Source organism: Xanthomonas prunicola (genome assembly GCF_002846205.1).
Classification (GTDB): Bacteria; Pseudomonadota; Gammaproteobacteria; order Xanthomonadales; family Xanthomonadaceae; genus Xanthomonas; species Xanthomonas prunicola.
Genome location: NZ_PHKV01000010.1, coordinates 91,965 through 103,618, shown reverse-complemented (window position 1 = coordinate 103,618; position 11,654 = coordinate 91,965). Strand labels below are relative to the sequence as shown.

10 protein-coding genes and 1 pseudogene are annotated in these 11,654 nt (G+C 65.4%); 8 read left to right on the top strand and 3 right to left on the bottom strand.

The annotated features are described in order from the left end of the window. From XpruCFBP8353_RS20155 to XpruCFBP8353_RS20130, 6 genes are all read left to right on the top strand, one after another. On the top strand, nucleotides 1-1,119 hold a 1,119-nt coding region (locus XpruCFBP8353_RS20155; protein WP_165789579.1), incomplete at its 5' end, for a putative maltokinase. An 11-nt stretch (nucleotides 1,120-1,130) separates the two neighbouring features. After that, nucleotides 1,131-3,314: a 1,4-alpha-glucan branching protein GlgB gene (gene glgB / locus XpruCFBP8353_RS20150; RefSeq protein ID WP_101364816.1), complete on the top strand. Its 2,184-nt coding sequence runs from the start codon at nucleotides 1,131-1,133 to the stop codon at nucleotides 3,312-3,314. Nucleotides 3,315-3,500: 186 nt separating this feature from the next. Next, nucleotides 3,501-3,995: a metallophosphoesterase family protein gene (locus XpruCFBP8353_RS20145; RefSeq protein WP_101364815.1), complete on the top strand. Its 495-nt coding sequence runs from the start codon at nucleotides 3,501-3,503 to the stop codon at nucleotides 3,993-3,995. Nucleotides 3,996-4,226: 231 nt separating this feature from the next. Then, nucleotides 4,227-4,769 carry a hypothetical protein gene (locus tag XpruCFBP8353_RS20140; RefSeq protein WP_101364814.1) on the top strand — a complete coding sequence of 181 codons (543 nt, stop codon included), beginning with the start codon at nucleotides 4,227-4,229 and terminating at the stop codon, nucleotides 4,767-4,769. Between the two features lie 41 nt (nucleotides 4,770-4,810). Further along, nucleotides 4,811-4,963: a hypothetical protein gene (locus XpruCFBP8353_RS23750; RefSeq protein WP_157935131.1), complete on the top strand. Its 153-nt coding sequence runs from the start codon at nucleotides 4,811-4,813 to the stop codon at nucleotides 4,961-4,963. A gap of 552 nt (nucleotides 4,964-5,515) precedes the next feature. Then, nucleotides 5,516-5,722: a hypothetical protein gene (locus XpruCFBP8353_RS20130; RefSeq protein ID WP_243391169.1), complete on the top strand. Its 207-nt coding sequence runs from the start codon at nucleotides 5,516-5,518 to the stop codon at nucleotides 5,720-5,722. 147 nt (nucleotides 5,723-5,869) lie between these two features. Here the strand turns inward: XpruCFBP8353_RS20130 and XpruCFBP8353_RS20125 are convergent. The 3 genes and pseudogenes from XpruCFBP8353_RS20125 to XpruCFBP8353_RS20115 all read right to left on the bottom strand — a co-directional run bounded on the left by XpruCFBP8353_RS20125 (nucleotide 5,870) and on the right by XpruCFBP8353_RS20115 (nucleotide 9,655). After that, nucleotides 5,870-6,799, bottom strand: a pseudogene (locus XpruCFBP8353_RS20125) (rhamnogalacturonan acetylesterase). A 160-nt stretch (nucleotides 6,800-6,959) separates the two neighbouring features. Further along, entirely contained in the window at nucleotides 6,960-8,582 is a 1,623-nt protein-coding gene (locus XpruCFBP8353_RS20120) for a carboxylesterase/lipase family protein (protein WP_101364813.1), read from the bottom strand. After that, nucleotides 8,579-9,655 (bottom strand): alpha/beta hydrolase, encoded by a 1,077-nt coding sequence (locus XpruCFBP8353_RS20115; protein WP_101364812.1) that lies wholly within the window; start codon nucleotides 9,653-9,655, stop codon nucleotides 8,579-8,581. The genes XpruCFBP8353_RS20120 and XpruCFBP8353_RS20115 overlap by 4 nt, the downstream gene beginning before the upstream one ends. A 139-nt stretch (nucleotides 9,656-9,794) precedes the next feature. Between XpruCFBP8353_RS20115 and XpruCFBP8353_RS20110 the strand changes: the two genes are divergently transcribed. Together XpruCFBP8353_RS20110 and XpruCFBP8353_RS20105 are read left to right on the top strand one after the other, a co-directional pair. Further along, entirely contained in the window at nucleotides 9,795-10,616 is an 822-nt protein-coding gene (locus tag XpruCFBP8353_RS20110) for a 2-keto-4-pentenoate hydratase (RefSeq protein WP_101364811.1), read from the top strand. Nucleotides 10,617-10,653: 37 nt separating this feature from the next. Further along, nucleotides 10,654-11,652 carry a TRAP transporter substrate-binding protein gene (locus XpruCFBP8353_RS20105; protein ID WP_101364810.1) on the top strand — a complete coding sequence of 333 codons (999 nt, stop codon included), beginning with the start codon at nucleotides 10,654-10,656 and terminating at the stop codon, nucleotides 11,650-11,652. The last annotated feature ends 2 nt before the right edge of the window (nucleotides 11,653-11,654 follow it).

Here is an 11,654-nt window from a genome sequence, read left to right as displayed (position 1 = left end):
GACATCCGCTGGTTGTCGGCCGAACAGAGCAACAGCTCGCTGGTGGTCGCCGACAAGGCCGTGTTCAAGCTGCTGCGGCACGTGGCGGTCGGCGCGAACCCGGAGATCGAAATCGGCCGCCGCCTGACCGAGCTGGGTTACGCCAACGCGGCGCCGCTGCTCGGCAGCGTGAGCCGCGTCGACGGGCAGGGCACCCTCACCACGATTGCGCTGTTGCAGGGCTTCATCCGCAATCAAGGCGATGCCTGGCGCTGGACGCTGGACCATCTGGCCCGCAGCTTCGACGAATACGCCACCGCGCAGACCGACGAAGCACGCGCCGAAGCCATTGCCGGCTACGACGCGTTTGCGGCGGTGGTCGGCAAGCGCCTGGCGGAGTTGCACGAAGCGTTGTCGCGGCAGACGGACGATGCGGACTTCGCACCGCAGCGGATCGATCTGCCCACCGCCAACGATGTGGTGGCCGGTGTGGGACGCCAGGTCGAAGAGATGTGGGACACCGTCAATGCGCGCCTGGTCAGCAGCGAAGACAGCGGCGAACGCGAGGCGCTGGAAGCGGTGCTGGCCGAGCGCCCGCAGCTGGATGCCTTGCTCGCGAAAGCGCCGCGCGTGTTGGCCGATTCGTTACTCACGCGCGTGCATGGCGACTTCCACCTGGGCCAGATCCTGGTGGCCTTCGACGATGTGGTGTTGATCGACTTCGAAGGCGAGCCGGCCAAGCCGCTGGCCGAGCGTCGCGCCAAGGCCAGCCCGTTACGCGATGTGGCCGGGTTCCTGCGTTCGCTCGATTACGCCAGCGAAGTGTCGGCACGTGGGGAGGAGGGCACCGCCGCCCGCGCGGGTGTGGGTGTGGACACGCATCTGGACGAATTTCTGGTGCAATTCCGCCGCCGCTCCACACAGGCCTTCCTGGACGCTTACCATGCCGTGCTCGACGCCAGCGCCCATCCGTGGATTGCGCCGGCGGCGTTCAACGCAGCCACCTTGTTGTTCCTGGTGGAAAAGGCTTGCTACGAAGTGCGTTATGAGGCCACCAATCGCCCTGGCTGGTTGATGGTGCCGATCGAAGGTTTGCGACGCATCCTGCAACGCGCACGCGCCGGTGCAGGAGACACATGATGAGTGGAGTAATGACAGCAGTGAGTAATCGATGGGATCCCGGCGTGATACGCGCCCTGGCTGAGGCGCGCCACGGCGACGCCTTCGCCGTATTGGGCGCGCACCCGACCGACACCGGGCGGCTGTTGCGCACCTATCTGCCTGGCGCCGAACGCGTCAGTGCGATGCTCGACGACGGGCAGGTGGTGAAACTGGACGCTGGCCCGGAGCCGGGTCTGTTTGCCGGTGAGTTGCCGGCACAGGGCAGGTATCGGCTGCGCATTGGCTGGCCCGGTGGCGAGCAGGAGACTGCCGACCCGTACGCCTTCGGTCCACAACTGAGCGACTTCGACCTGCACCTGATCAGCGAAGGCCACCATCTGCAACTGGCCGACGCGCTGGGCGCGAACGTGGTCGAGGTGGACGGTGTACGCGGCACACGCTTTGCGGTGTGGGCACCCAATGCCTCGCGCGTGGCGGTGGTGGGCGACTTCAATAGTTGGGATGCACGCCGCCACCCGATGCGGTTGCGGCACCAGTCCGGCGTGTGGGAGCTGTTCGTGCCCGACGTCGGTCCCGGCGCGCATTACAAGTACCAGCTGCGCGGCCCGCATGGCCATGAGCTGCCGGCCAAGGCGGACCCGGTCGCGCGTCGCGCCGAGCTTGCGCCGGGCACGGCCTCGATCGTGGCCGACCCCACGCCGCACCAGTGGAGCGACGACGGCTGGATGGCCACGCGTGCACGCCGCCAGGCGCACGACGCACCGATGAGCATCTACGAGATACATGCAGGCTCCTGGTTGCGCGAAGAAGGCGTGGATCTGGATTGGGATGGTCTGGCCGACCGCCTGATTCCGTACGTGGCCGACATGGGCTTCACCCACGTCGAGTTGATGCCGGTCACCGAGCATCCGTTCGGCGGCTCGTGGGGCTATCAACCGCTGGGCCTGTTCGCACCGACCGCGCGCTTCGGCTCGCCGGATGGCTTTGCGCGCTTCGTCGATCGCTGCCACCGCGAAGGCATCGGCGTGATCGTGGACTGGGTACCGGCGCACTTTCCCACCGACGCGCACGGCCTGGCGCACTTCGACGGTACCGCGCTGTACGAACACGCCGACCCGCGCGAAGGCTTCCATCGCGACTGGAACACGCTGATCTACAACCACGGCCGCCGCGAGGTGTCCGGGTTCCTGATCGCCAGCGCGCTGGAGTTCCTGCAGCGGTTCCATGTCGACGGCCTGCGCGTGGATGCGGTGGCCTCGATGCTGTACCGCGACTACAGCCGCAATGCCGGCGAGTGGGTGCCCAATATCCATGGCGGGCGCGAGAACTACGAAACCATCGCCTTCCTGCGCCGGCTCAACGAGGTGGTGCGCGAGCACACCCCGGGTGCGGTGATGATTGCCGAGGAATCCACTGCGTTTCCCGGCGTCACTGCCGATGTGGCGCACGGCGGCCTGGGCTTCCACTACAAGTGGAACATGGGCTGGATGCACGACACCCTGCATTACGCCGGGCTGGACCCGATCTACCGCCGCTACCACCACGGCGAGCTGACCTTCAGCATGGTCTATGCGTATTCGGAGCGCTTCGTCCTGCCGATCTCGCATGACGAAGTGGTGCACGGCAAGGGTTCGTTGCTGGGCCGCATGCCGGGCGACGATTGGCAGCGGTTCGCCAATCTGCGCGCGTACCTGGGCTTCATGTTCACCCACCCGGGACGCAAGTTGCTGTTCATGGGCTGCGAATTCGGTCAGCCCACCGAATGGAATCACGACGGCGGCATCCCCTGGCATCTGCTCGACGACCCGCGCCATCGCGGTGTGCAGACACTGGTGCGCGATCTGAACCGGATGTACGCCGAATATCCCGCATTGCACGCGCAGGACGACGACCCGGCCGGTTTCGCCTGGGTGGTCGGTGACGACGCGGCCAATAGCGTGGTGGCGTTCCTGCGCAAGGGCAAACGCGGTGATGCGCCGGTGCTGGTGGTGATCAATTTCACCCCGGTCGTACAGCATGGCTATCGCATCGGCGTGCCACAGAGCGGGCAATGGCGCGAAGTGTTCAACAGCGATGCGGCCGTCTATGGCGGTGCCAATCTGGGCAACGGCGGTGTGGTGACCGCCGAGCAGCAATCCATGCATGGCCACGCCCAGTCGTTGCCGCTGCTGCTGCCGCCGCTGGGCGTCATCGTGCTCACGCCGCACGGTTGACGCGTCCTGCGCATCCCACCGGGCAGCTGGCCCCTGGCCCGGTCGGATGCGGCAGCATGACGTCCTGCATCACGCCATCGTTGACAGACTGGGTCATGCGCCAGCACCCATTGCATCCCGATACCCCGACTTGACCGGGACACGGTTGATTTCTCCAGGTCGAGACTAGCGCAGTAGGTCATCCAGGTGGTCGTGCTCAAACGAGGCAATGGCGAGATGGGCACTGGCACGCGGATCGGTGTGATTTCCGACACGCACGGGCTGTTGCGGCCCGAGGCGCTTGCTGCGCTCGATGGCTGCCACCACATCATCCATGCCGGCGATGTGGGCAAGCCGGAGATTCTTGCCGCGCTGCAGGCGCTGGCACCGGTGCATGCGATCGCCGGCAATATCGATAACACGCCGTGGGCAGCGCAGCTTCCGGAAACGCTGGATCTGCTGATCGATGGCGTGCGCCTGCATGTGCTGCACGATCTGAAAACGCTGGCACCGGGTGTGGCGGCAGATATCATCATCAGCGGGCATTCGCACAAGCCCTCGATCCAGACGCGCGATGGCGTGCTGTATATCAATCCGGGTAGTGCCGGTCCGCGTCGTTTCAGGTTGCCGATCAGTGTGGCAACGTTGTGGTTGGGGAATGGACCACCGCGCGCGGCATTGCAGGTGTTCGAACCGCATTGATTCCATGGACGATTGCAACAAGTGGCGCAGTGGCGAGCCATGGCAGCACGCGCACGTTCCGCCGGTCTGTCGCTGTGCGATTCCGAAGATGCTGAGCTTGCGCAGGCGCAAGCAACGGTCTGCGACGCAAGCGCAGCCGCGCCAGCCAATTCGACGCCGCTGAAAAGCCCGGACGCTAGCGTGGCAGGCGCCGCCATGCGATGGTAATGCCATCGACTCTCGGGGTGATCGATGCGCAATCTGATCAAACTATTGAAGCGTCTTGTGCTGGTATGTGGGATCGTCGCAGCAGCGGGTGTGCATCTGTGGATGGTCTTGGGACTCCAGCAACGCGTTGATGCCATCGTCAGCATGCACGAACAGTTGCAGCGCAGTGGACTCGGGCAGGTCACGTCCTTGCGCGGGATACCGCAAGTCTGCGGGAAAACCGATTACTTTTTCGGAGACATGTACTACTCGTACGCTGTCGATGTGGCGGGTATTCCAGACACGTTCTGGGAAAGTCGTGCGGCGCGCGGGATTTGGCACCGAGGTCCTGACACGTATGATGAATTTCATGTATTCAAATTCGAAATGCCGCCAGATGACCTCCAGGGGTGTCCTGTCGCCCCTGGAGTCAATTCCTCGCGCTTTTTCTTCGCCTCGGTGTCGAACCCAGCGGATGATCTTGGTCCGAACGTTCCAGCTTCTTTAAAGGCAATTAATGTCCTGGCCTACGACACCGAGACATCAAGGCTTTACTGGGTGTACCAGCGTTTCTCCGGTCTCCCGTAGCACTGCAGGTTTGGGATCCATTCCCTGGTCGGGGAGGGTTGATGGCGAAGATGGATTTGCCAGGAAAAATCATCGGTTCGCCGCGTGAAACCCTGGCAGGCGCCGCGATCAGGAACCTCTGCCTTCGATTTGCTGACAAACCAACACCGTGCTTGATGGAGATTGCCTCGGTCGTCGCCGCGGTTATCGGTTGAAAGTTCACGGGTGCGTTGCTCAGATCCTTCCGGGAGCGTTTTATGAATGTCGAAAGAGCGTTGCTGCATTTCCAGCATGGGTATCCTGAAGACAACGACGTGCAAGCCAACCAAGGTTTCGGGCAGTCGCTCGCAGTCGCGTAGCAGTCGTCTGAAACGACTGACCCATCCCAAGCTGTGCTGGACAACCCCAGAGGCGCGGCAGCAAGAAATCGCCTGCCTTCCTTGGCTTCTTGCAGCTTGGTCACATGCAATCCGATGCCATCGTCCTTTGCCGCCTGCGCCTGGCCGACATAGCCCTGATCTACACAAGCAATCTTGATCGCTTCGCCGGTCGCATGTGGGACGTCCTGGGCCAACGAACGGACCTGCGCACGTTCCGGCCCTTTGCCGGGCGTCACCTGGACGGCGAGCGGATGTCTCCGCGTATCGATCGCCATGTGCACCATTGCTCTGTTTCTTGCTTGTGCAGCACGCCGGGGGCATCGATACTCCGCGGCAGAGTCCGCCATCGCGGCGGGTGCCATCACCGACCTCGAGGACGCGTCCTGCATGGATCGCACGCAAGCCGATGCCATCGCCGAAGCCCTCATGCTGCCAGAGCCACTTGCGCAGCTGCAGCGCGAGCGCACGCGTGCCGCGCAGGCGCGCAGCCTTGCGCAGCGCCGCTGGGTGGCGGGGATCTCGCTGCCGTGCATGGCGATCGGTGCGCTGGTGGCTCATAGCATTTCGCGCATGGCATCGTGGTGGGAGGCTTGATCGGCGGGGCGCTAGGCTGGGCGTTGTGCTGGTGTCGCGAACGGCGTACCGGGTGACCTGACCGGCTGAGCGGCTGAGCGACACGCCGGGTCGGTCCGGGGAGGGCGTCTGTTGGCAGATGCCGGTTTGACCCTTGCCGGTTTGGTCCTAGGCAATCAGCAACGGCCGCAGCGCAGGCAGCTGCTGCGCCAGTTCGTCGGCCACGATGGCGGCAAACAGGTCCGCTCCGTCCGGGCCGAGATGCGTGTAGTCGAATGCGAATTTGGCCTGGCCCATCGGCTCGGTGCTGGCGTTGTCCTGCACGATGGCCGCTGGGGATGGCGCCACCGTCTGCGCCGGCGTCTTGCCGATGGCGGTGCCCGCTTGCGCGGCAACGATCTGCGCCGGTTCGGCCGGGCGCTGCGCCAGCCGCATCGCCAACACCGGGCCCATGGCCTGCACCAGGGCGCGGCTGCGCGCATGCAGGTCCACCAACGGCACCTGCAGTTCGCGCGCCACCGCACGCGTGGCCTGGGCCCAGGTCGTCCACCAACTGGCCGGCCTCGAACTGCCGCCGCGTCAACAGCGTTACCAGCCCGGCACGGCACCGGCAGCACGCGCCTCGGCCACGTAGCGGCGCAGATTGGTCGGGAATTCGGTCGCCAGGTCCGTCGAACGCCCCGGTTTGCCCGGTTGATCGTTGTGGCCGAACTGGATCAACACCACCACCTGGCGATAACCGCCGCTGCGCAGTTCCTTGAGCGCGATGTCCCACGACCCTTCGGCGCGATAGGTCGAGGTGCTGCGCCCCCCGCGCGCCAGGTTGAGGCCGCTCAGGAACGAGGTCACATGCTGCGCGCAGACGCTCGGGCCCCAGCCGCCTTGCACCGCCGTGGTGGAATCGCCCACCAGCACGATCTTGCTGGCGGCAAACGCAGCTGTCGCGGCCGGCGCGTTGCTGCTGGAGCTGCTGGTGGTAGCTGCCCCGGAGACGAGCGGCGAGTCGACCAGCGCCGCAGCGGCGGCATCAGCGAACGGAAGGCATGCCACTGCCAGCGCAGTCAGCAGCAGCGATGGGGCAACGGCGTCGCGACGCATGGATCACCTCAGGATCCAATCGACACTGCCGGGCGATTGCGGGTGGAGCGTGGCAGGCGCACGAGTACGTCTGGATCGCTGCGGCCCTGCGATTGAGCGGGCGCGGTCCGCACGCGGATGGCGCCCGCCCTTCCCGTCGTCAGCTCGACACGGCAAGCGCTCAGAACGTGCCGCGTTGAATGAATGGCGCTTGCTGATACAGCCGACGTTCGCCACCGCGCGGGTCGTTCGCCATCCGGCTCGGCACATCGAACAGCAACGTCTCGCGGCGTTGCAACGAGTACCGCCGCCAGCGTGGGGCACCGCGATGATTGGGGTCGCCATGCCGCGCGAACGCGATCAAGGCAGCGCTCATCTGGTCGGCCATGCGCTGCGCATCGGCGCTGTCGCCAGTGCGGGAGCCGGGCTGGCCGATGGTGTCGAACACCAGCGGAATATCCAGGGTATGGAAGGCGCCGAATTTGCCGCCCTCCAGCGGCGAGCTCCAATCGAGTTGGTAGGCCCAGGTGGGCGCGCCCTGACGGGCACGTGCTTCGGCCTCTTCGATAGCGCCGCGCCATGAGCGACCGGCGGTGGTCGCCGCGAAGAATACCTGCGACGGCGTGTACTGCGGATAGAGCCGCCGGTATTCGGCAATGACCACCTGTGCCAACAGATCCACGTATTGCTGCGCTTCCAGCTTGGCCGGCAACTCGTCCCAACTCAACGCGAAATTCTTCGTATCGTTGCCGAGAAAGCCGCGTGTTTCATCGCGCGTATTGCCGATCACCATCGGAATCGTCGCCGACTGCAGCGGCGCGGTGGGCCAGAACGGATGCACCGGCACGTTGCGCGCATCCAGCACCGGGCCGAAATACAGTGCGTTGTTTTCCACCCGCGACGGGTCGCGGACTTGCGCGGCGGCCAGCAGCTGGGCCACCGGCAGCATGCGCATACGTGCGATCTGACTTGGCGAAATTTTCAACGCATCCAGCAGCAGTTGCGTGCGCTGGGTGGCCGCACGCGGCCCTGCCACGGTGACCTGTTGCCCACTCATGGTCCAGGCGCGATGGAACAGGCCGCGTGCGGCGGGCATGGCCATCAGCGTGGCAATCTTGGCGCCGCCACCGGACTGACCGAACACGGTGACATTGCCGGCATCGCCGCCGAATTCGGCCGCATGTTGGCGCACCCAGTGCAGCGCCTGGATCAGATCCAGCTGCCCGGCATTGCCGGAGTCGGCAAAACTGGCATCGCCCAACTGCGCCAACGACAGATAGCCAAACAGATTGAGCCGGTGATTGACGGTGACCACCACCACGTCGCCGCGCTTGCACAGGCGCACGCCATCGTAAAGCGGGTCGCTGCCGGAGCCGGTGGTGTAGCCGCCACCATGGAGATAGAACACCACTGGCCGCTTGCCGCCATCGCGTAGGCCGGGCGTCCACACATTGAGGAACAGGCAGTCCTCACTGGTGGGCTCGCTAGCCTTGAGCTGTGGCGCGGCCGCGCCGAACTGGCTGGCATCGCGCACGTCCTGCCATGGCGTTTCCTGCAGCGGTGCCTGGAAGCGTCGCGCGGCGGTGTCGCCGCCATACGGAATGCCCTTGAATACGCAGATGCCCTGCTCGCGGTAACCGCGCAGCGCGCCGCTACGCACGCGTGCCAGCGGCGTGCCGTCGTCGCGTGGCGGTGGGGGCATGCGCGCAACAGCGAAGCCGGGGAGGGCTGCCGCAGCAGTGACGAGCAGGCCACCGCGTAGCAGGATGCGGCGTCGCGTGTCAGGGGCGCCTTGCGTTGTCATCGCGTCACCCCCTTTGCGGGTGCAGGTAGCGGTGCAGATTTATATGCGGGCGTCTGCGGTTTGGTGACATGCGCGATCCAGGCTTGCGCCAGCTGCGGCCATGCGGCCACGGTAAGACCGGTGCCGCTGGCAGTGCCGAAGCCATGGCCGCCCTGTGGGAACACATGCAGCTCGCTCGGCACCCCGGCGCGCAGTAGCGCGTTGTGCATCAGCAGGCTGTTGCGCACCGACACCACGGTGTCGTCCTGCGCATGCAATAGAAAGGTGGGCGGCGTGCGTGCATCTACATGCAGTTGCGGCGAATAGGCCTGTACCAGCGCCTGGCTCGGAGCATTGCCGATCAGGCGTTCGCGCGAGCCCATATGCGCGTTGGCGCCGTCCATGTCGATGACCGGGTAGATCAGCAACTGAAAGTCCGGGCGCGCGCTCAGCGCATCGGCCGCATCGACGTGCGGATACACCTGCGCGGCATAGCGCGTGCCCAGGCTGGCGGCGACATGGCCGCCGGCCGAAAAGCCCATCACGCCCACGCGCTGCGCATCGATGCCATAGCGCGCCGCGTTGGCGCGGATCAGTCGCAAGGCACGTTGCGCATCTGCCAGCGGCACGTCGGCCCCATTGGGATGGCCTTCGCCGGGCAGCCGGTAGCGCAGCACGAACAAGGTGATGCCGGCAGTGTCGACAAAGCCGGGCACCAGCGCGCTGCCCTCGTTGTCCAGCACGATGCGCTGGTAGCCGCCGCCGGGCGTCACCAGCAGGGCGGTGCCGTTGGGCTGTTTGGGCCGGTAGACCACCAGATACGGCGCACTGACCTGCTGGATGTAGCGATCCGGCTGCGCTGGATCGCTGCTGCGCTCGACGATGCGTTGCGGTTGCGGCAACGCCGTGTCACCCGGGGCCAAGGGCGTGGGCCACAGCGCGATCCGGCTAGCCTGTTCGGCGGCGGTGTCGGCGCTGGGCCGCTCGGCGGCCTGCGCCGTGCCGGCCAGCGTGCCGAACAACAGCATGGCCAAGCCGCGCCGTGCGGCACGCGAAAACGCAGCAAAAACGCGCATGTGGCGTGTCTGTTTCATTCACCCCTCCCAGGGCCACTTCGTCACGGCGGCCACAATTGCCGCAGTGCACATTGCCAATGACACCGGTTTACCATATACAGCACACCGTGCCGCTGTCGATTGGCAGTGCAACAAAACACCTATCGGGGAGACACCCTTGAGCAACGACGCCGCCACTCCGCCATCGTCCACATCCACGCTGTCCGCCATCGCCCAGCGCTTTGTGGAAGCACGCCGTGCAGGGGCATCGCTGCCTGACTTTCCCGGGCAAATCCCCGACGATCTGGTCACCGCCTACCAGGTGCAGGACATCGCCATCAGCCAGTGGCACGACCAGGTCGTCGGCTGGAAGGTGGGGTATATCGCCGCCGAGCGCCGGGACGCTTCCGGCGACGAGCGTCTGCTGGGCCCGATCTTCGCCCAGAAGCTCTGGAATGCTACCGGTGGAACAACCGAGTTTCCGGTCTTTGTTGGCGGCTTCGGCGCGGTGGAAGCCGAATATGTGCTGATGCTCGGCGCCGATGCCCCGGCCGAGCAAACCCACTTCACCCCGGAGCAGGCTGCGCAGCTGCCGGCCACGCTATTCATCGGTGTGGAAATCGCCAGCAGCCCGCTGGCGACGATCAATCAGCTGGGTCCGCGCGTGGTGATTTCCGACTTCGGCAACAACAACGGCTTGATTCTGGGGCCGGAAGTGACCGATTGGCTGGCGCGCGACGAGGCGGCGCTGACTGTCCAAACCCTGATCGACGACCAGGTGGTCGGCACTGGCGGGGCCACCACACTGCCAGGCGGCCTGCGCGCTGCCTACGCATTTGCGCTCAGCCGTTCGGCACAGCGCGGGCGTCCGCTCAAGCGGGGTGATCTCATTGCCACCGGCAATGCCACCGGTATCCATGACATCGAAGTGGGGCAGCGTGCCCTGATTCGCTTCGCCGGCATCGGCGATATTTCTTGTACGGCTGTGTCCGCCAGTTAACGGCGGTCCCCGTGACCAGACGCTTGGGAGGGCGCCAATGATCACACGCAGAGATTTTCTCGGTGCTGGACTCGGCGCCGCCGCCGCTGGCCCCTGGTTGGGTGCCGGCGCCACCACGCCGATCCCCGGCGGGCAGTTGCTGACCGCCACCGACGTGCACGTTGGCGACTATCCCACCGTGGAAGCGGTGCGCTGGTTCGGCAAGCAGCTCGAAGAACGCACCAACGGCCGGCTCAAGCTGCGCCAATACCACTCCGGCCAACTGGGCCGCGAGTCGGAGGCGATCGACATGGCGCGCTTTGGCGCCATCGACATCACCCGGGTGTATTCGGGCGCGTTGAACAACACCTTTCCGCTCACTCAAGCGTTATGCCTGCCGTATGTGTTCGACTCGGTGCCGCATCTGCGTCGCGCCATCGACGGGCATGTGGGCGACAGCGTGTTGCGCAGCTTCGAGCAGCGCGATCTGGTCGGTCTTGCCATCTACGATTCGGGCGCGCGCTGCTTCTATAACACCAAGCATCCGCTGCACCGCCCGGACGATCTCAGGGGCCTGAAACTGCGGGTGGCCTCGTCGGACATCTTCCTCAAGTTGATGCGCATGCTGGGCGCCAACCCCACCCCGATGTCGCTGGGCGAAACGTTCTCGGCGATGGAAACGCACATGATCGACGGTGCGGAAAACAACATGCGCAGCTTCCAGTCCAGCCGGCATTTCGAAGCCGCGCACTACTGGTCGCAGAGCGAGCATTCCTACGCGCCGGACATCCTGGTGATGTCGCGCAAGAGCTTCGAATCGCTGCGCCCGGCCGACCGCGGCCTGGTGGTGGAACTGGCGCGCGCGTCGGTGCCGGTGATGCGCAACTTGTGGGATGCCTCCGAGACGATCGCGCGCAAACAGGTGATCGACTACGGCGTGAAGCTCAACCAGGTCGACATGCCGGCGTTCCGTGCCGCCGCCGCCCCGCTGCTGGCCGAATACCGCAAGCAGCCGGAGATCGAAGCGCTGTACCGCCGCATCCGCGATTTCGCATAGAG

What these genes read in the sequence shown, in the direction of transcription:
- XpruCFBP8353_RS20130 (WP_243391169.1), top strand. Translation starts at nt 5,516, where the DNA reads ATGGATCGCACGCAAGCCGATGCCATCGCCGAAGCCCTCATGCTGCCA.
- XpruCFBP8353_RS20140 (WP_101364814.1), top strand. Translation starts at nt 4,227, where the DNA reads ATGCGCAATCTGATCAAACTATTGAAGCGTCTTGTGCTGGTATGTGGG.
- XpruCFBP8353_RS20115 (WP_101364812.1), bottom strand. Translation starts at nt 9,655, where the DNA reads ATGAAACAGACACGCCACATGCGCGTTTTTGCTGCGTTTTCGCGTGCC.
- glgB (WP_101364816.1), top strand. Translation starts at nt 1,131, where the DNA reads ATGACAGCAGTGAGTAATCGATGGGATCCCGGCGTGATACGCGCCCTG.
- XpruCFBP8353_RS23750 (WP_157935131.1), top strand. Translation starts at nt 4,811, where the DNA reads ATGGCGAAGATGGATTTGCCAGGAAAAATCATCGGTTCGCCGCGTGAA.
- XpruCFBP8353_RS20120 (WP_101364813.1), bottom strand. Translation starts at nt 8,582, where the DNA reads ATGACAACGCAAGGCGCCCCTGACACGCGACGCCGCATCCTGCTACGC.
- XpruCFBP8353_RS20105 (WP_101364810.1), top strand. Translation starts at nt 10,654, where the DNA reads ATGATCACACGCAGAGATTTTCTCGGTGCTGGACTCGGCGCCGCCGCC.